Source organism: Myroides sp. N17-2 (genome assembly GCF_002286775.1).
Lineage (GTDB): Bacteria > Bacteroidota > Bacteroidia > Flavobacteriales > Flavobacteriaceae > Flavobacterium.
The window spans coordinates 16,018-35,821 of sequence record NZ_NSGJ01000043.1 but is presented as its reverse complement, the minus strand read 5'-3'; the positions used below and the strand labels follow the sequence as shown (position 1 = coordinate 35,821).

The following is a 19,804-nucleotide window of genomic DNA, read 5'->3' as shown; positions in this document are numbered from 1 at the left end:
AGATACTAGAGTCATATAGAAAATTAGGAACCTTATCTCTTATTTTTAACCCAGAATCAGCCTTAGCCAAATACTACAAAGCAATTCTACGTCATAGCTCATTCATTAACTCTTTAACCATACTATAGTATGCTGAAATCACTAATTCAGATCTATTTTGTATAATTACTTTTGTTTATATGTCTATCACATATTCTGGGTTTAAAACACAAAAAAAGGCTGTCACTTTCGCAACAGCCTCTAATCTATATATACCCTGTAATAAGATATTAGTTTACACTTTTTCTATTATCAACAGATTCTGTATCGATCAATTTATTATAAGGATCTATACCTACCTCAGTTGGTTTCTCATCTACTATAATCGTAAAGTCATTCTTAATATCTGAAATCTTCACTTTCTTCAGATACAGGACTTTCTCTTTACTCTTATCTTTCTTATCAGCAGTCTTATTGTCTTGAGCGAATATACCTATCTCAACATAGTCAGCTAAAGGAAGTGATTTTATCTCTTTGCCTTTCTCTGTTTTAGTTACTAGTGTTCTACTATCTGAATCAGTCTTAGAAACACCATCTGCATAACTCTTCTCACCTTTCTCACCAGCTCTGTACTTACTAACGATGGCTTTTATCTTCACTTCGTACTTACCACTTTCTAGCTTTTTAACCTCAGCTGTCTCTATATAATTATCATATAGCGTAATCGTTTCGAACATATCTTTTACTAGATACTGAAGTGAATCCGGTGTAACTTGCTTTATATCCGCTACTAATTCACCAGCTGTTGTATAAGGTGCATCTTGAAAAGCTACTTTCTTGATATACTCTTTTAGAACATTGTTTAACTTATCATCTCCTAAGTAATCACTCATAGCATAAAATACTAGAGAACCTTTATTATAATGAATATGTTGTTGATTCTCATTATACATCAGTGCTTTTTCTTTCTTAGTTTCAAAACCACGTCTGCTTAAATATTTATCTAATGACTCTTTTAAGAATTTGCGCATTTGCCCTTTGCCATATTCTTTTTCTAAAACTTTCAAAGAACTATACTCAGCTAGACTCTCAGAAAGCATTGTTGCTCCTTGTACATTAGCTCCGATCACTTGGTGTGCCCACCATTGATGCGCTACCTCATGTGAAGTAACAGAGAATGGATAATCAACTTTGTCATCTGCCTCTTCATCAATCTTAGCTACAAAACCAATCGCTTCAGAGAATGGTATCGTATTAGCAAAAGACTGAGCGAATGTTCCCATTGTACTAGGAAACTCAATAATGCGCACTTGTTTGTGTTGATAAGGACTAAACTCTTTTTCATAATAAGCTAATGACTTCTTGATACCATTTATCATGCGATCTAGATTATACTCATGTCCTTTATGATAATAAATCTCAATGTTTATATCATTCCACTTATCTCGCTTCACCTCATATCTCGCTGAGTTAAACGCATAAAAGTTCAACATCTTTTGATCCATCTTATAATGGAAATAACGTCTATTCCCTTCAGTCCACTCTTTCTGTAAATATCCAGGTGCTATCGCTATCTGATCTGCAGCAGTACTAACAGTGGTTTCAAAAGTCACCCAATCTGAATCACTACTAATGTATGTATTCTGAAATGCTTTCTTATCAGTCTGTGCTGCCATACGTTCTTTTGGCGCTAGATCATACTTCTTACGCACCTCATCATCTTCTAATTCTCCACTATCATTATATCCAAATGATGGGAACATACTATTATTTATAAATGTACCATTCTCGATAACAGAAGAATTATTGCGAATAAGTGTATTAGGCTTATTCTTCATTTCAAACTTAAACGTTAACTTCTCTCCTAATGCTAACGGTTTATCAAGTTTATAGATTCTAATGCTATGTATAGTATCATTCAATACTTCCTTAGCACCATCAATAGTGATAATATTTAGATAATCATTTGTATAGTTTACAAATAGACTATCTACAGCACCTTCATTCTTATTCTCTAAAATGAATTGTCCCTTAGCAGAGAAATCTCTCGAATAAGGATATAAGTCTACATCTACCTTAATATCTGTGATACGAGGTAAAAGCATATTCTCATACTTCTTATACGTCTTCTCATACGCCACGGTCTGTAGCTCCCCTTCTTTATCTGATGTATAGACATTAAGTACTGTATTCTCATAGTATAAATATCCTCCTAAACTAAAGAAAGCAACAGTAAATATTACAGTAGGAATAACAATCACACTAGTAGCTCTCTGCTTAGCAAAATAGAATCGTTCCTTTATATTACTTACAATACCTCTTCTCCAGAACAACAAACTCAATCCACTTAAAGAACAAATAAATAAAATCCAATAGAATGCATATACAAAATATCTACCTACATCACTTCCGAAGCCATTCATATCAGAATATCGTGGGATAGGTAATTTATTAAAGAAGAATATACGTTGCTCTATTCCAATTTTTGAAAGTTGGTTTCCAAATAAGAAAAAGACAAAAAGTACGAAGAAACCAACTAAGTAATTTCTAAAGTATGTCTGCACTGCTATTGCTAATCCTGCCCAGATGATATACCATATCCAACTAAACCCTATCAACTGTTTTAAATAAAGTCCTATCTCGAAGTTATAATATCCATTAAAAACCTGAACAGCTATACCTCCTACTATGATAACTAACAACAGTAGTAACTGAACTGTTATTAATCCTAAGAATTTAGAAATAAAGAATACATAGTTAGGAGTTGGTGTTGCATCTATCAATAGATTCATGTTTGCCAACTTTCCTCTGTGCACTAATAATCCCGCTCCTAAAAAGGTGATAATCATAATGACAAACTGAAATGTAGATCCCGGTATTTCAAGCATTACACGTGTTACAGGATATATAGTAGTTCCATATAATGACGTTGCAGAAGAAGCAACTAAAAGCATCATTAATACCCCTAGTCCTACTAATACCATAAACACTTTATTCTTCGCTAAGTATTTAATCTCTCCTAAGGCAAAACTAAATATGTTATTCCACTGCGTTTTTAAAGAGAAGTCATACCCTACTTTAGGTAACTCTATACGCGCTAAACCACCAAAGTTATTCTTGGTTAAACGTTCACCTTTCTTAGCTTTTCTACCAAAAGTAATCGGCTGTTGTGTGAAAGAGAACATCTTCCCTAATCCCAATAAGAACAATAATGATACACCTAACCAAATCAAACGATTCCATAAATACCATTTCTCTATTGGCAGATTATTCATATTCATCTCATCGATAGTCCAGTATTCAGTATAATAACTTAATGCAGAGCCTCCTGAAGGTTCTAATAAAGCTACTAATTCTTTGTTATCTAAGTCATGGCCTAATCCTGATAATATACCTTGGATAACTAATAAGATAACCATAGATACAAATCCTATATATACACTTCTAGATAATGTAACAACAACAAATACGATACTACCAAAGAATAACATATTAGGTATAATAGCGAATATGTAAACTTGCGCATAGTTCCAAAATGTATTAGGTCCTATTAATAATCCGTTAGTCCACGGTAATAAAGTCGCCACATAAATACCAAATCCAATCATCACACTAATTAATAGTGTCACAAGAAATGAGCTTAAAAACTTACCTGCTAAATACTCTACTTTAGAGAAAGGGTAAGAGAATAATATGTGATGTACATCATATCGAAAGTCTCTATAAATAGAAGCTCCTATAATAGATGGAAACATAAAATATAACAGATTATTAAAGCCATCTATTATATTAGTCAACATATAAGGTGAGTTATACTTCGTTAACGATGTAGAAGATACCTGAACAAAATCAAATACCCCTGCTAAACTCGCCATCGTTAAAAAGCCTAAGGCAAAGAATAATCCTAGGTATAAGTAAAACACCCAGTTCTTTAACCATCGCTTTAGTTCAAATGAAAAAATAGTTCCAAACATCGTTTATCCGTTTTTAAGTGCAACAAAATAAACATCTTCTAAGTTTGGTTTCACTTGTACAAAACCAGCCTCTACAAGAGGGACTTCTGAATACGCTCTTATATTCAGTTTATTCTCTTGATTATATTTTCCTGATAGAATAGTCAATTCCTTATTTAATTCCTCTGCTACTTCACGAGTAGCCTCTCTAGTCCATATCTTTCCTTCCAATTTTTGTTCAGCTTCTTTAGGTGTACTGCGTTCTAATAAATTCCCACCGTTTAAGATAGCCATCTCGTGACATAGCTCATTCACGTCATCTACAATATGGGTAGAGAATATTACAGTATTATTATTTCCTATTTCTCTTAGCACATTTAAGAAGCGATGTCTCTCTGCTGGATCTAATCCTGCTGTTGGCTCATCTACGATAATCAACTTAGGATCATTTAATAGCAACTGAGCAATACCAAAACGTTGTTTCATTCCTCCTGAATATCCACTCACACTTTTACGTCTCACTTCATATAGGTTAGTTACTTCTAATACTTTAGTAACAATCTCATTGCGTTCAGAAGCCTTAGATATTCCTTTTAAACGAGCGAAATAGTGTAATAAGTCTAATGCCGACATATTAGGATATACTCCAAAATCTTGTGGTAAGTATCCTAAGATTTTTCTAAACTCATTCTGTTGTTCTAGTATATTAATATCCCCAAAGTGGATAGTTCCACTATCAGGTTTTTGTAAAGTAGCGATAGTACGCATTAAAGAAGATTTACCTGCGCCATTAGGTCCTAATAGCCCAAACATTCCAGACCCAATCTCCAAGTTAAGATTATCGATAGCCTTAACACCATTCTTATAAGTCTTGTTTAAATTTTCAATAACTAATTTCATAATACTAATTTTGGTTTATATATAAGTAGCGATTTAGTTAATAATGTTACAGTTATATTTACATTTTTAAAATAAAGTTTCAGTAAAAATACATCAAAGATTAAAAATAGGTAAAACGGTTGTAAATAAAGACTTTACAGCCGTTTTATGATTTTTTGGTAATGAGGTAAAAAGCAAGAAAAAGCTAGGTTTGGCAAAAGTAAGGTTACTAAAACGTTACTTTTAAATATTAGAAACAATCGTTTTAAAATACTGTATTTCAGCTTTCTGCATAGTTTTTCATATTGTTCCGTAGCTCACATAGGTTTAATTTTATCATTAAGAATTGTGAGTATGGAAACGACAAAAAAATCAACGTTTAAGGTATTATTCTACCTTAAAAAGAACGCCCCAAAGAAAAACGGAAAAGTTACGGTTATGTGCAGGATTACCGTAAACGGCAAACAGTCTGCATTCAGTACAAAGCTGGATATTTCCGCAACAAATTGGGATTTGAAGTACGGCAGGGTTTTAGGTAAAAGCCGAGAAGCACAAGACACAAACAGGAAACTTGACAAAATTCGTTCGGGTATTGAGGAATGCTATTCCAAAATTCTGAAGAATGAGGGGGCTGTAAACAGTGCTAAACTTAAAAATGCCGTTCTTGGGATGGAAAGCGGAGAACTGACCTTTTTCAAATTCTATGAACAGTTCCTATCCGACTATGAGAAAAAGGTTAATAGTGGACTTCGGGTAAATGGTACTCGCAGTAAGTACAAAACACTTTTAAAGCATCTGCGAAATTTCACCTTTGCAAAATACGGTTATTCCGATGTGTCTTTTAACGACCTTACACCTATTTTTGTGGAGGACTTTGATTATTACCTACGTGACGACAAAAGTTTAACACACAACACCATTTGGCTGTATATGATTGGATTTACTACACTTTGCCGATTGGCAATGAGCAGAAAGCATCTTGCCTTTAATCCGTTCAGCGAGTACAAGAATACCAAAAAGGACAAAGACCGTGGCTATCTATTACGGAACGAATTGGAACAGCTTGTAACGTTCAACTGCGAGAAAAAGAAAGATGAATTGGTAAAAGACCTATTTGTTTTCAGTTGCTTTACAGGTCTTTCTTATTCAGATATGAAAGGACTGAAAAGCAGTAATATCCAAGAGTTCTTTGACGGTAACAGGTGGATTATTGTGCGAAGAAAGAAAACAGCTACATCATCAAACGTAATGCTCTTAGATATTCCAAAAATGATTATTGAAAAATATGCAGGATTATCAAAGGACGGAAAGGTATTTCCTGTACCATCGAACACCACCTGTAACGATAGTCTAAAGCGTATATCCAAACAAATAGACTGCCTTAAAGAAAAGAAAGTAACCTTTCATTTGGCACGCCATACGTTTGCTACATTGTTTTTAAGCGAGGGTGTTCCACTTGAAAGTTTGAGCAAGATGTTGGGCCATAAAAACATTGCCACCACACAGATTTACGCCAAGATACTCAACGAGAAAGTCGGAAAGGATATGCAAAAGGTGTCTCACAAGTTTAAAGATATGGAGAGGTCTTTTGTTTCGCAATTATGAACCAAGAAAGCTAATGCAGTTTTTGTATTGGCTTTTTTTGTAATTTAGTCAGCTATATATTAAATCATTAATAAGCAATGACTGAAAACCTAAAAAACATAACTTATCACTTGATTGAGAAATATATTGACATTTTAGAAGAAAACGGAGAACCAAACGAAGCGTATAAATATTTAGCAATAAATACATTTCAGCAGAATTGGGATTTAGAAGCAAAAGATTTTCATCAAATGTTTCGATCTTCATTCAGTAAAGTATCTAATTTACTTTATCAAAATTCGTGGGGATTTATAGAAAAATCAACACAACTTTTTCCTAATGAAGCTCGAGAAATGTTTCGGAATCTATATGATGAATCGGTAGAAATTTCACAAAGAATCAAAACTTTTCAAACCGAATCAGAAAAAATACTTCCCAAAGTAAGACAATCGTTAAACCGAACGAACATCAACACTCAACAAGATGAGCGAACAATTTCGGTTTATTTGGCTTTTCGTTTTCCTGAAAAATATATGTTGTACAAAGCAGATTATTACAAGAATTTCTGTGAGCAACTAAATATAAAAGCGAAAAAATCGGGAGAAAGATTTTTGCATTTGCAAGAATTAGCCAACCAAATTATTCAAGAAAATCTATTAAACGACAATAATTTCATCAATACATATCGCAAATTTTATCAAAAACCAAATTGGGGTGATAAATACTTGATGATTCAGAATGTTTTGTATGTCGTTTTCAGAGATGCTAAAGATTTTAATTTACTCGAACTTTTCAAAAAGTTTGACAAAAAACAATTAGAAGAATACTACGATTTTTTAGATTCAATAGTTGAAAATTTTGGTTTTCAAGAAGACGATAAAAGATTGGTCTTTAATGCTGATAAAAACAAAATTGTTTTTACAATCGGACAAAGATATATTTGGAATACAGCAACTATCGGTAAAGATGACTATAAATTCCGTACAATCTCAGAGCAACAAATAAGCAACAATTTTGTGAATTTTGACGGTAGTCCAACCGCTTATTTATGCAAAATGAATAATATTTCAGAAGCTCATAAAAATAAACAATCCATATTTAACTCAATTGAGAACGAACTGAATCGCGCTCAAATTTCAAGTTATTCCAAATACAATAAAAAAGAATTGGAAAAAATGGCTTTTGATATTGATTTCAGAAATGAAATTTTGAACCAATTAGAATATCAAACAACAACCGAAAAACCAATGGAAAACATAAATTCTGATAAAAAGATTCCGCTAAATCAAATCCTTTTCGGAGCACCAGGAACAGGAAAAACATATGCATTGAGAAACGAGTATTTTCCTAAGTACACAATTTCTGAAAAAAGTATAAGCCCAGAATCTTATTTTGAAGAAATTGTGAGTGGATTGACTTGGTGGCAAACCATTGCTTTGGCTCTTTTAGAAGTGGGAACAAGTAAAGTCAATGATATTTTAGAAAACCGTTGGGTTTCTAAAAAAGCGGTTTTATCTGAATCAAAAAATGTTCGGGCAACGATATGGGGAAATTTACAATTTCATACTATAATTGAATCCAAAACAGTCAATTACACACAAAGACAAACGCCTTATATTTTTGACAAAACAAAAGATAAAAAATGGGAATTACTTGAAAATGAATTAAAAGAACAAGCACCCGAAATTTACGATATTCTCGATTCTGTCAATAATTTCAAGCCGAATCCTAATAAAGAAATCAAGCACTACGTATTTACAACTTTCCATCAATCATTTTCTTACGAAGATTTTATTGAAGGAATAAAACCCGTTATGGAAGAAGGTAAAGAAACTATTTCTTACCAAATTGAAAACGGAATATTTAAGGATCTATGTTTAAAAGCACAAAACGACACAGAAAATCGCTACGCAATTTTTATTGATGAAATCAATCGAGGCAATGTTTCAGCTATTTTCGGAGAATTAATTACGTTGATTGAACCCGACAAGAGAATTGGTGCAGTCAACGAACTTAAAGTAAAACTTCCTTATTCCAAGAGAGAGTTTGGAGTTCCCAAAAACGTGGACATTATCGGAACAATGAACACAGCCGACCGAAGCGTAGAAGCGTTGGACACAGCTTTAAGAAGACGTTTTTCATTCGTTGAAATACAACCCAATCCAAGTGTTTTACTCAATTCAGAATATCAAGATATTGATTTGAAACAACTTTTAGAAATGATTAATCAACGTATAGAAGTTTTGGTTGACAAAGACCATCAAATCGGACATTCATATTTTATTGGAATCCAAAATTTGGAAGATTTAAAACAAACTTTCAAAGACAAAATTATTCCGCTTTTGGAAGAATATTTTTACGGAGATTTCGGAAAGATAGGTTTGGTTTTGGGAGGAAGTTTTATCTATCAAGAAGAAAATAAGGCAAAATTCCCGAAGAACTTCAGCTATGAAAATGACTTTTTAGAAGACAAAAAAGTATATCGCTTTACGTCTTTTGAAAATTGGGACGAACAAACTTTTATTTCTGTTTACGAAGACTAATTGATGCAGAATAAAAAGTTTATACAGGTTTTTGAGTATCAAAAATTGCGATACGATGATTCGGGAGATTTCCGAAAACATCATTTTGATGCAATGGTAAAATTCAACGAACTGCATCAAAACAAATATTTCACGATTATTCATCAAGGAATCCGATTTGGAAGTTATGTTGGAGTGATTCAAATTGGTGGATTAACGATTGAGATTCTTCCTAAAGCCGATAACAACGAAAATGCAGACAAAAATCTATGGCAAAATGTATTGCTCAATATGCTGAAAATCTGCAAGAAAATTCAGGTTGAATCTATTTCAGAAACGCAACTCAAAAAACGCTATCATTCAATTTTAGATGTTTATTTTGAGCTATATCTGAATGAAATTGAACGATTGGTAAAAAAAGGATTGATAAAGAAATATCGAAAAAACCAATCCAATCAGAACGCACTAAAAGGCAAATTACTTTTTTCGCAAAACATTCAACATAATTTAGTCCACAAAGAACGTTTTTATTGCGAACATCAGGTTTACGATAAAAACCATTTGTTGCATCAGATTCTTTATAAAGGTTTATTGGTTTTGAAAACTTTTGTCAATGATTCTTTGAAAGACAAACTAAACCGATTGCTATTTGAATTTCAAGATATTGAAAATTTGGCTATTCAGAAAAAGCATTTTGATAAAATCATTATTGACCGAAAAAACAACGACTATCAAAAAGCGATTAATATTGCAAAAATTATCATTCTGAATTATTCTCCAAGTTTGAATTACGGAAACGAGAATTTGCTCACGCTTTTGTTCGATATGAATACTTTATGGGAAGAATATATTTTCCGTATTCTTCAAAAACACAAAACCGAAGAAATCGAAGTATCGTTTCAAAATTCCGATAAGTTTTGGGAGAACAAACACATTCGTCCTGACATTGTGTTGAAAACCAAAGACGAAACATTCGTCATTGATACCAAATGGAAAATCATTGAAGCAAATAATCCGTCAGACGATGATTTAAAGCAAATGTTCGTGTATAATCTGCATTGGAAAGCTGAAAAAACATTATTGCTTTATCCTAAAACCAATCAAATTGACAGCAATTTCGGAACATTTCATTTTGACAATTTAGGCAAAAAATGTAAACTCGGTTTTATTGATGTCACAAATGAGAGTGAGAGATCAATCCAAAATAGTCGATTTATCGTAAATGAAATTTTAAAAAAACTAGAATCCTATTTAGAAAAATAATCAGATAAGATATAAACAGTCCTAAACATTCGGCTAACGCTGATAGTTATCTTCCAATACTTTTACAATATCGCTTTCACGGAAAAGGATTTTCCGTTCGAGCTTGATAAATGGTATCAGTCCGTCATCTCTGTACTGTTGCAACGTCCGTTTGCTGATATGCAACATCTCGCACACCTGTTCGCCTGAAAGGTAGATTTCGCCTTTTAAGAGTGGATGAAAATATTCCCTGATATACAGCAGTTCGTTTTTGATGCCTACCACAGCTTCGAGCAAGGCAAGCATATCTTCGTTTGAATTTCCAATTTGTTTCATTTCTTTTGCTTTTTTAATGGTCGCTCTCCCTGCATAAGTAACTCCACTTCGGATAATCTGAAATACGTTTTCCGATTAATTTGCGTTGCTCCAAGAATACCTTTTGCCCTATACGTCTGCAACGTTCTTTTGCTGATGTTGAGCAATTGACAGGCTTCCTGTTGGTCGAGCCATTTAGTTGCCTGTTGCAGTGCTTTGTAGGGTGTAGTGATTTCCTCAATCAATTTAGAAACTTCCTTTACTTCCCTATGCAATGCTTTCAAAATCTGAATGTCTAAAACTGTTATTTCCATATCTGCATCATTTAAACCTCTAAAATAAAAGCTATTCACATAGGTCATTTTAATGTTGCATCCGATGGCGGTATTTGGCGTACAGATGCCAAATACTGTATTACAATCCCAATTTTGGTTTATTGTTTTTCGGACGAGCCTGTTGTGGTTTGATTGCATTGTCTGTCTTCAAGGCAGGCTTTTTGTTTTTCTGTACAGTCTGACTTTTTTCATCGTTTTTAAAATCTGAACGCATAACTGTTTTTGTCGCACCTATTATGCTTTCAGGTTCGGAAGTCTGTTTTTGTTGTTCAGTTCGTTTGCCCCCGAATAGCCTGTTCCAATCTATTAAGCCTTTTGCTTCCCTGAACTGACGTTTTAAATTAGCGATGAAATTGGAAATCGGGTCGCTCTGCTTATCAACCTGTATCAAAGGACTATGTTCTTTTTTTCTGATTTGTTCTTTCTTTTTCTGCTCTTTGTCAGGTATTACTTTTTGTGCCATAGGTTCAAAATTTGCACCCAATATAGAACACAATGGAATGTATTGTTTTCTTTTGGCAGTATTTGGCAGTATTTGCCTTATATTGGCACAATATGAATAGAAAGTAATCCTCAAAACACTTTAAATTTTCCTTGCAAAGCCCTCACACATTTAAAGAGTTTTGTACGGATAAAGGAAAGCATACAAAAAACACCCTATCCTTAGCCTTTACATGTTTTTTGTACCCTTTTTTTGATTGGAATTGATTAAAAAACAATAAAAAGGTAGCAAAGATAAGGCGGACAGCCACCGCACCACCCAACCAAAAGACTACGGCATAATGGCAGGGCAAATATGGTGGCTTCGCCGAGTGGTTGTGTTTGCCCTGCCACCCTTCGGGACTTATTCCGTTTCCTTTTGGTTTTTCCGCCTGTCCGCCTTGTTAAAATGGCTTTCTTTTTTTTCTGTTTTTTTCTTTTGGAAAATAATTTTAAGAGGGAGCAACGCATCGCATCTAACAACACACCATAATCAAAACAACGGTTTGTGTTTCTCGTTATAGATTTCGCTAATCAATTCCCCAAACTCTTGAAAATGGTATTCGATAATGTTGTCGAGATACGCATAAATCGTCAGCTTGTCAATTCTCATAATGTTGGTAAGTCTGCTAAACGTATCGTGGTGTTCCTGTCGCACATAGACCGATTTACCTTTACTTGCCGTAGTATTCGGGATTTTAAAGAACTGTCCGCAGTAGTCCTCTTTGTCCAGTTTCTTTGGCTTAGAGGTAATTTTTTTAGCATTATTTGCTGGCGGTCTTGTACGCTCCGTTTCAATTTCAGCAGGTTCTTCCCCTGCGATTACCAGCATCAAAGCTTCCTCATCTACATCGGGTTTGGTAAAGTCATCCTGATGTCTTACTGCCTGTTGCTTCGTCGAAGGTTGTTTCTTTTCATCAGTTAGGAAATTTTCAATAGAGAAATCCTCTTTTTCGGGTTGCTGATTTTTGTTTTCTTCGTGTATCATATCTCTCATTTTTAATATTATATCCAATTAGCTGTTTGGTTAACTAAGCAATCAGCCGTATATACTGTTGTATCTATGTAATTACCTATCTACCTAAGCACCTGCATACCCTTAATTAGGTAGTTCATTAACTCAAAAATCTGTAATTCGTCTGCATTCAATCACGCAGATTTGCTGTCGGGATTTATGCTGTTTAGTTACTTCATTAAGGATATAACCAATCAGCTAGCTAGCCATATACAAAGGAAATAAAAGCAGTCCCAATCTGCCTTAAGGTGGTATTCAGTGGCATCATTTGGCGTTCATTGTCATTGTTGTAAATAGTTGTTATTCAAATAGTCTTACCGAAATTTGTAATGGAAGCTATGGGTTTTCCCTGCTAACTCCAATCCGTTTGCAAAACGGATTTTTCTGAACTCCTGTTCAGAGCAAGTTATCTTTTGAGGTACTCGAAATAAATTTCGGCACCTCAAAAGCACTTGCCCTTGCAGGGGGCTGGAAACGGCTCCGAAGTCGCACGTTTATTAAAAATTAAAATGGATTATTATGGAAGAGAAAAACAGAAAACAGATTAGAAAAACAGGAAGAAAACCGAAGACCGACCCTGCGGTCAATCGGTATTCCATTAACCTAAATGCAGAAGACAATGCCAAGTTTCTTGCCCTTTTTGACCAATCAGAAATGAAAGTAATAGCTCATTTTATTACAGCTTGCATCTTTCAGAAGACGGTAAAGACCGTTAAAATTGATATGGATGCAATAGAATATCACGAAAAGTTGACCCGATTTTTTAGCCAATTTAGGGCAATCGGAACTAATTATAATCAGATTGTGAAGATATTGTACCGCAATTTTTCAGATAAAAAAGCAGGAACGTACCTTTTTAAATTGGAAAAAGAAACCATAGAATTGGTAAAAGTCACTAAGGAAATCATCCGTTTGACACAGGAATTTGAAGCAAATTATCTGAAAAAAGAATAAAAATATGATTGCAAAAATCGGAAAAGGAAGCAATATGTACGGAGCGATTCTGTACAATCAACAGAAAGTGGACAATGAAAACGGAGCGGTTTTATTACTGAACAAGATACCCGACACAGTGGACGGTAAGTATTCCGTTGCCTATTTTAATAAATGTTTTGAGCCGTATTTATCAGCAAATATCAAAACAGAAAAGACGGTTCGGCATATATCGTTGAACCCAGATCCGAAAGACGAGGTCAGCGGCGAACAGTTTACTGAAATGGCTCGTGTATATATGGAGCGTATGGGATATGATAGTCAGCCCTATATTGTTTTCAAACATACGGATATTGATAGAACGCACATTCATATCGTTTCGACCTGTGTTTGTATTGACGGAAAGAAAATCCCCGATGATTACGACCATCCACGCTCAATGGCTATCTGTCGGGATTTGGAACAGAAATATAATATGAAAAAGGCAACGGAACAGGAGCAGAAACAAACGAATAAAGTTTTCAAACCTGTAAATCATAAAAATGGAGACATCAAAAGTCAGATTGCTTCGGTAGTACGGTATTTACCAAAGTATTATAACTTTTCTACTATGGGTAGTTACAACGCTTTGTTGTCACTTTTCAATATTACAGCGGAAGAAGTCAAAGGCGAGCGAAACGGACAGCCCGTAAACGGATTGATATATGTAGCATTGGACGAAAACGGAAACAAGGTAAGCAATCCGTTCAAAGCATCACTTTTCGGGAAAGATGCAGGCGTTGCACATCTGCAAAAACACTTTGAGCAGTCCAAAGAGAAAATGAAAACCAGCTCTGTGAGGTCTGTTCTGAAAAATACGGTGGAGCTTGCCATACATACCACAAGCAACGAAACAGATTTTAAAAAGCAGTTGACCGAGCAGGGTATTAATACAGTTGTAAGACGTAATAGTGAAGGACGAATTTACGGTATGACCTTTATTGATCACGAAGTTCGAACCGTTTGGAACGGCTCACAATTAGACAGAAACTTATCGGCAAATATGTTTAACGATTGGTGGAACAATGACAATAAACCCGAATTGAAGATACAAGATAACCCTGTTTCTAAAGCAAATGAAATAGACAATCTACCGACAAAAGACCTTTTTGAGTTTCTCTCACAGGAACATTCGCCTAATACCGATTTGGGATTGTTTAGCCTGTTATCCGATGCACAAGGCGAGGATTACGAAGAAGAACAGTTTGCTAATCGGATGAAGAAGAAAAAACATCCAAAACATAGAAGATAATATACAGATTCTTAGTGCTATTTTTTTTATAATTTAGAGTGTGACACGGATTGGCTTACTCTTTAAGTATTTTTGCTATGTAAAATAAGGAAAGCTGAAAACTTTGAGAGTAGGCATAATATAAAACATTACAGATTATGGCAAATTATTATTGTGAGTATTGCGGAACAAAGTATTCCAGCGTATCAAGTCTAACAAGTGGTTCGTGTATGCGACATCCCAATGGCTCTCATAAAGGAAAACACAAACTATATGAGGGAAGCGAAAAATCGCAGTATGTGTGTAAGCATTGCGGGACAAAGTATTCATCTCTTTCAAGCTTAACAAGTGGTTCGTGTATGAGACACCCAAATGGCTCACACAAAGGAAAACATGCACCTGCTTTGTAAATGGAATGTTTTACCGCAATAGACTTTGAAACTGCACAAGGTTATCGTTGGAGTATTTGTCAGGTTGGACTTGTTCGTGTCAATAATGGTATTATCACTGATGAAGTAAATTTATTAATACAACCACCAAATAATTATTATTGGGAAAGATTTATTGACATTCACGGCATAACTCCAGATATGACAAAAGAAGCCCTCACTTTTGACAAAGTCTGGCACAAAATAGAACCTTATATCAAAGGACAAGCCGTTGTAGCTCACAATGGCTTGTCTTTTGATTTTCCAGTTTTAGAAAAAACATTGGAATATTATGGAATGGAAAATCCCGAATATGAAAAACATTGTACATATCGTCTTTTTAGACAAAATTTAGCGTCATTGTGTAATCAGTATCAAATTTCATTAAATCATCATGATGCTTTAAGCGATGCTAAAGCCTGTGCTGAATTGTTTTTGATACATTTGCAAAGTATAAAACAGAATAAAAAATGAACAACAACATATCAACAAAACCAATTAGTGAACTATTGGGAATGAGCTTTTTTATTCCTGCATATCAACGAGGGTATCGTTGGGAAGAACAACAAATTATTGATTTACTAAATGATATTCTTGAATTTCAAAAAAAGAAAGATAAGGGAATTGGCGAGTTTTATTGTCTTCAACCTTTGATTGTAACACAAAAAGAAAACGAGGTTTGGGAAGTTGTAGATGGACAACAACGGCTTACATCTGTTTATATTCTTTTATCATATCTTTCCACAAAAGGCGACTATGGGATACCAACTGATTTATTTTCTATTGAATATGAAACTAGGGAAAAAGATAATTATAGTAGCAGACAATTTTTGAAGGATATTACTTTAACAACAGAATTAAACAAAACCAATATTGATTTTTATCGAATGAGCGATGCTTTTCTCACTATCAAACAATGGTTTGAAGAAAATAAACCTACGATTGGAAAATTTGTAGACACTTTAATTTCTCATGAACCTAATGAAAATGATGATGATGAAGCAAACAACATTCGTTTTATTTGGTACCCAATCAACATAAATAGCGATACAAAAGAAAAGCCAAATGTAACCTTTGCAAAATACAATCAGGGAAAAATTGATTTGACAAATGCAGAACTAATTAAAGCAATTTTTTATTTAACTGATAGTGATAAAGACAAAAAGAAACATCAAATAAAAATCGGTTATGAATGGGACGATATTGAAAACACATTACGAAAAAAAGATTTTTGGCATTTTATAAATCCCTCAAAGTCATACTTAAACCATATTGAATTTATTTTTGATTTGGTTGCTACAAAATATGAAAAACAAACCAATCCGAAAATTAACAAAAACCTTGACAGGTATTGGTCATTCCATGTATTTAATGATTTGATTTTAAAAAATATAAAAATTTATGAAGGCAGTAAATTCAGTAATACTCGTGATTTTCTTTGGGACGAAATAAAAACCTATTATCGCACTTTTGTAGAATGGTATAGCAATAAAGATGAAGAAAATAAATACATTTATTTTCATCTCATCGGTTTTTTATTACAAGTTGGAGGTGCTGAAAACACCATTGAAAAGGTAAAGGAATTAGCCGAAACAAATTCAAAATCTCAATTTGTTAAGGAACTGCAAGAAAAAATAAAATCACATTTTGACGAAATTGATTTCAATGAAATCGGTTATGACGATAATACTAAAAAAGCAAAGGAAATTCTGTTGCTTTTCAATGTTATTACAACAATGAATGGAGGGTTTAACAAATTTTCTTTTGACAGAATTTCAAGTTGGAGTTTAGAACATATTCATGCTCAGCTATCCGAAGAAATTACAAATGAAAAAGATAAAAGACAATTATTAGAAGAACAAAAAAATGATTTTTTCATTTTTAAACAAGCAGAATTATCAAAAGAGATTATTGAATTACTTGCAATGCCTGATATTGACCAAACCCGATTTGTTAATTTACAGAAGGAAATATTTGATTTATCATCCGACGCAGGTTCAACCATTCATTCGATAAAAAATCTCGCATTGCTGACACCATCCGACAATTCAAGCTTAAATAACTCGCCTTTCCACAGAAAAAGAGATAAAATCAAGTTACTAGATGAAAAAGGTTCGTTTATTCCCATTTGCACTAAAAATGTTTTCTTGAAATATTACTCGAAAAATGTAGAACAAAATGTAAAATGGGATAAAAAAGATATGGACGCATATCTTGCAGAAATGAAAAGCGTATTAACAGATTATGTTAAAATCAAGAAAGAATATTATGGAGAATAAAGAATTTAGCTTTTGGAATTTAATTTCCGAATACACGATAGAAATTCCTGCAATTCAAAGAGATTATGTTCAAGATAGATTATATTCTGACCTACAAAAAGCAGCATGTGATATTGTTGGTGATATGGAAAAATCGTTGAGAAGCCAAACAAAAATCAATTTGCATTTTGTTTATGGAAAAGTAGATAATCAAGAATTGATTCCACTCGATGGACAACAACGATTAACAACTCTGTTTTTATTACATTGGTTTTTATCATTAGGAACCTTGACTGAGGAAAACAATAAAGTTTTATCGAAATTCACTTATGAAACTCGTCCGAGTTCGGAAGATTTTTGCTTGAAATTAGTAAAAGAAAGCGTTAAATATAATCCTGAACAAAAAATAAGCGAACAGATTATCAACGCAAAATGGTTTTTCTTATCATGGAAAAGTGACCCGACAATAAAAGCGATGTTGAAAATGCTAGATGTTATTCAACAGAAATTTACAAATCCAAATGAAGATTTATTCAATTTGTTGTGTAGTGAAAATTGCCCTGTGATTTTTCATTTTTTACCATTAGAACAATTCAAACTAGATGATGAAATTTATGTAAAAATGAATTCTCGTGGAAAACCGCTCACCGATTTTGAAAATTTCAAAGCAAATTTTTCAGTTCTTTTTGACCAAGATAATAAATCAAAATTAGATAATGAGTGGTTGGATATTTTTTGGAAGTTTGAGAAAGACAACCTACAAATTAACTTGGAAGAAATTGATAGAAAATATTTAAAATTCATTGAAAACATCTCGCTATGTTTTTGGGTAGAAAATAAGGATATTAATAAAATCGATAAAGATAATTTTGCGATATTCAGCAGATACAAAGAAATTTATTCATCTGAGTACTTAAAAACCATTTCAAAAATATTTGATGCTTTGACAACTTATAAAGATGCTGAAAAGTATTTTGAAGAGTTTTTAAAGCCAAACCCTGATTATTGGGAATATCTTCGGTTTTATGCTGTTGCTCAATTCTTTATTCACTGTGGAGATGTCAATAATACAAATTTTGAAGCATACAACAGATGGTTAAGGATTTGCAAAAATTTAATTAACAATTCACTTATTCAAGCACCTCACGAGTTTTATAAAGCAATTCGCTCTATTAAAAATTTAGCAAAGAATATCGAAGACATTTATGGGTATATAATTATTCCAGAAAATAAAGTTTTAGGATTCCTCCAGAATCAAGTCGAAGAAGAAAAGATAAAAGCAAAACTAGTTCTTTTTGGCAATTCAAATAAATGGCGTGAAGTAATCGAAAAAACAGAAAATCATTCTTATTTCAATGGACAAATCGGCTTTATTTTAGATTATGCAAAAACAAATAATGGGTATGATATTGATAACTTTTCAGGTTATTCCGAAAAATTGAATGAGCTATTTGGTTCTGAGTTTCAAAACAAACACTATTGTTTATTTCAAAGAGCATTACTGACTTTTGGAGATTATTTACCTGCTATTTCAGGACATTATACATTCTGCAATTTCGAAAATAGTTTAAGAGCAAAAATGGATAATTGGCGAAAAGTATTTAGTGATGATACCAAAAGCAGTTACTTAAAGCAATTATTAGATAATGTTGATGCTGATAATCTAAAAGATAGTTTACAACAGATTGTTAATGATTTTCAGGAAAATAATACGGATTGGAAGTCTCTATTCATTAAAAATGTTGGAATAGTTGAATATTGTGAGAATTATCAGATTGATAAAACCGATAAGCAGATTTATTTAGCAAGAAGTAACGCAAATAGATGGAAACGAAAAGCAGAGTTGAGGTCGTATGTTTTTTACAAAACAAAATTAAAAGAATCTGAATTTAATCCATTTACAAATACTTTTTATTGGGACAGTGCTGATTATGAACCTTGTGCAGGTGTTGATAATTGGCTGTATAAAAATTATCATTTTGCATTAGATATTCGCTATTTAAACGATAAATTTTCATTGTTATTCTTTGACAGAAATGGACGTAGTTTACCAAACGAAGTAGTTAAAAAACTTGAAGATTTAGGTTTTATAAAAAATATAGAAAAGATTGAAGATTTGGACAAGGATACGGAAATTGAAATTACAAAATCTTGTACTTGTTTAATTGATAATAATATTGATTTTACAAAGGTAGAGAACAAAATTAAAGAATTGGTAAATGCTCGGAATATTCTGGAAAATTCTCAATTGTAAAAATACAATTTACCTAAAACTAAATAAGTTGATGTTTTTGCAAAATGTAACAATATGAAACTCTACCTTGACGATATTCGCCCGATCCCTGACGGACATATAGGTGTTCGTTCGTATGCGGAGTTTGTAACTTACATTACTGATAGCGGACTGCCTGATTTTATTTCATTTGACCACGATTTAGGACTCGAAGAGAGTGGATATGATTGTGCTAAATGGCTCGTAGATTATTGTTTAGATAATAATTTCCGATTGCCAAAATTTGATGTACATAGTCAAAATCCTGTTGGTAAAGAAAATATATTATCATTACTACAGAATTTTAAAAAGAATATAAAAGGCTAATATAAACCACGC

At 33.2% G+C, this 19,804-nt stretch carries 15 protein-coding genes; 9 read left to right on the top strand and 6 right to left on the bottom strand.

What is annotated here, in order from left to right; all coding sequences use genetic code 11:
• Nucleotides 1–269 precede the first annotated feature (269 nt).
• Nucleotides 270–3,953 (bottom strand): M1 family aminopeptidase, encoded by a 3,684-nt coding sequence (locus CF599_RS15695; RefSeq protein ID WP_121966932.1) that lies wholly within the window; start codon nt 3,951–3,953, stop codon nt 270–272.
• A gap of 3 nt (nt 3,954–3,956) precedes the next feature.
• Nucleotides 3,957–4,832: an ABC transporter ATP-binding protein gene (locus CF599_RS15690; protein ID WP_121966931.1), complete on the bottom strand. Its 876-nt coding sequence runs from the start codon at nt 4,830–4,832 to the stop codon at nt 3,957–3,959.
• Between the two features lie 333 nt (nt 4,833–5,165).
• Between CF599_RS15690 and CF599_RS15685 the strand changes: the two genes are divergently transcribed.
• The 3 genes from CF599_RS15685 (at nt 5,166) to CF599_RS15675 (ending at nt 10,180) form a co-directional block, all read left to right on the top strand.
• Nucleotides 5,166–6,416: a site-specific integrase gene (locus CF599_RS15685; protein WP_121966930.1), complete on the top strand. Its 1,251-nt coding sequence runs from the start codon at nt 5,166–5,168 to the stop codon at nt 6,414–6,416.
• Nucleotides 6,417–6,493: 77 nt separating this feature from the next.
• Nucleotides 6,494–8,938: an McrB family protein gene (locus tag CF599_RS19735; protein ID WP_121966929.1), complete on the top strand. Its 2,445-nt coding sequence runs from the start codon at nt 6,494–6,496 to the stop codon at nt 8,936–8,938.
• A 3-nt stretch (nt 8,939–8,941) separates the two neighbouring features.
• Complete coding sequence (locus CF599_RS15675) at nt 8,942–10,180, top strand: McrC family protein (protein WP_121966928.1); 1,239 nt, start codon at nt 8,942–8,944, stop codon at nt 10,178–10,180.
• Nucleotides 10,181–10,213: 33 nt separating this feature from the next.
• Here the strand turns inward: CF599_RS15675 and CF599_RS15670 are convergent, their stop codons facing one another.
• From CF599_RS15670 to CF599_RS15655, 4 genes are all read right to left on the bottom strand, one after another.
• The gene (locus CF599_RS15670) at nt 10,214–10,495 is read right to left on the bottom strand and encodes a helix-turn-helix domain-containing protein (protein ID WP_021191501.1); all 282 of its coding nucleotides are present in this window, start codon (nt 10,493–10,495) and stop codon (nt 10,214–10,216) included.
• Entirely contained in the window at nt 10,492–10,788 is a 297-nt protein-coding gene (locus CF599_RS15665; protein WP_121966927.1) for a helix-turn-helix domain-containing protein, read from the bottom strand. The genes CF599_RS15670 and CF599_RS15665 overlap by 4 nt, the downstream gene beginning before the upstream one ends.
• 100 nt (nt 10,789–10,888) lie before the next feature.
• On the bottom strand, nt 10,889–11,272 hold the full coding sequence (locus CF599_RS15660) for a hypothetical protein (protein ID WP_121966926.1): 384 nt from the start codon (nt 11,270–11,272) through the stop codon (nt 10,889–10,891).
• Between the two features lie 510 nt (nt 11,273–11,782).
• A complete protein-coding gene (locus tag CF599_RS15655) occupies nt 11,783–12,277 on the bottom strand; it encodes a DUF3408 domain-containing protein (protein ID WP_121966939.1) in 495 nt (164 codons plus the stop codon).
• A gap of 546 nt (nt 12,278–12,823) precedes the next feature.
• Here CF599_RS15655 and mobA point away from each other — a divergent pair.
• The 6 genes from mobA (at nt 12,824) to CF599_RS15620 (ending at nt 19,792) form a co-directional block, all read left to right on the top strand.
• Nucleotides 12,824–13,258, top strand: coding sequence for a conjugal transfer protein MobA (gene mobA, locus CF599_RS15650; protein ID WP_121966925.1), 435 nt, complete (start codon nt 12,824–12,826; stop codon nt 13,256–13,258).
• Between the two features lie 4 nt (nt 13,259–13,262).
• A complete protein-coding gene (gene mobB / locus CF599_RS15645) occupies nt 13,263–14,528 on the top strand; it encodes a conjugal transfer protein MobB (RefSeq protein WP_121966924.1) in 1,266 nt (421 codons plus the stop codon).
• A 389-nt stretch (nt 14,529–14,917) separates the two neighbouring features.
• Entirely contained in the window at nt 14,918–15,409 is a 492-nt protein-coding gene (locus CF599_RS15635) for a 3'-5' exonuclease (RefSeq protein ID WP_121966922.1), read from the top strand.
• Nucleotides 15,406–17,214 carry a DUF262 domain-containing protein gene (locus CF599_RS15630; protein ID WP_121966921.1) on the top strand — a complete coding sequence of 603 codons (1,809 nt, stop codon included), beginning with the start codon at nt 15,406–15,408 and terminating at the stop codon, nt 17,212–17,214. Before CF599_RS15635 ends, CF599_RS15630 begins: the two co-directional genes overlap by 4 nt.
• Nucleotides 17,204–19,447, top strand: a complete 2,244-nt coding sequence (locus CF599_RS15625) for a DUF262 domain-containing protein (RefSeq protein WP_158221790.1) — start codon at nt 17,204–17,206, stop codon at nt 19,445–19,447. The genes CF599_RS15630 and CF599_RS15625 overlap by 11 nt, the downstream gene beginning before the upstream one ends.
• Nucleotides 19,448–19,501: 54 nt before the next feature.
• Nucleotides 19,502–19,792, top strand: a complete 291-nt coding sequence (locus CF599_RS15620) for a cyclic-phosphate processing receiver domain-containing protein (RefSeq protein ID WP_121966919.1) — start codon at nt 19,502–19,504, stop codon at nt 19,790–19,792.
• Nucleotides 19,793–19,804 lie beyond the last annotated feature (12 nt).

Coding starts and splice junctions, on each gene's coding strand:
- CF599_RS15695 (WP_121966932.1), bottom strand. CDS start 3,953: ATGTTTGGAACTATTTTTTCATTTGAACTAAAGCGATGGTTAAAGAAC.
- CF599_RS15690 (WP_121966931.1), bottom strand. CDS start 4,832: ATGAAATTAGTTATTGAAAATTTAAACAAGACTTATAAGAATGGTGTT.
- CF599_RS15685 (WP_121966930.1), top strand. CDS start 5,166: ATGGAAACGACAAAAAAATCAACGTTTAAGGTATTATTCTACCTTAAA.
- CF599_RS19735 (WP_121966929.1), top strand. CDS start 6,494: ATGACTGAAAACCTAAAAAACATAACTTATCACTTGATTGAGAAATAT.
- CF599_RS15675 (WP_121966928.1), top strand. CDS start 8,942: ATGCAGAATAAAAAGTTTATACAGGTTTTTGAGTATCAAAAATTGCGA.
- CF599_RS15670 (WP_021191501.1), bottom strand. CDS start 10,495: ATGAAACAAATTGGAAATTCAAACGAAGATATGCTTGCCTTGCTCGAA.
- CF599_RS15665 (WP_121966927.1), bottom strand. CDS start 10,788: ATGGAAATAACAGTTTTAGACATTCAGATTTTGAAAGCATTGCATAGG.
- CF599_RS15660 (WP_121966926.1), bottom strand. CDS start 11,272: ATGGCACAAAAAGTAATACCTGACAAAGAGCAGAAAAAGAAAGAACAA.
- CF599_RS15655 (WP_121966939.1), bottom strand. CDS start 12,277: ATGATACACGAAGAAAACAAAAATCAGCAACCCGAAAAAGAGGATTTC.
- mobA (WP_121966925.1), top strand. CDS start 12,824: ATGGAAGAGAAAAACAGAAAACAGATTAGAAAAACAGGAAGAAAACCG.
- mobB (WP_121966924.1), top strand. CDS start 13,263: ATGATTGCAAAAATCGGAAAAGGAAGCAATATGTACGGAGCGATTCTG.
- CF599_RS15635 (WP_121966922.1), top strand. CDS start 14,918: ATGGAATGTTTTACCGCAATAGACTTTGAAACTGCACAAGGTTATCGT.
- CF599_RS15630 (WP_121966921.1), top strand. CDS start 15,406: ATGAACAACAACATATCAACAAAACCAATTAGTGAACTATTGGGAATG.
- CF599_RS15625 (WP_158221790.1), top strand. CDS start 17,204: ATGGAGAATAAAGAATTTAGCTTTTGGAATTTAATTTCCGAATACACG.
- CF599_RS15620 (WP_121966919.1), top strand. CDS start 19,502: ATGAAACTCTACCTTGACGATATTCGCCCGATCCCTGACGGACATATA.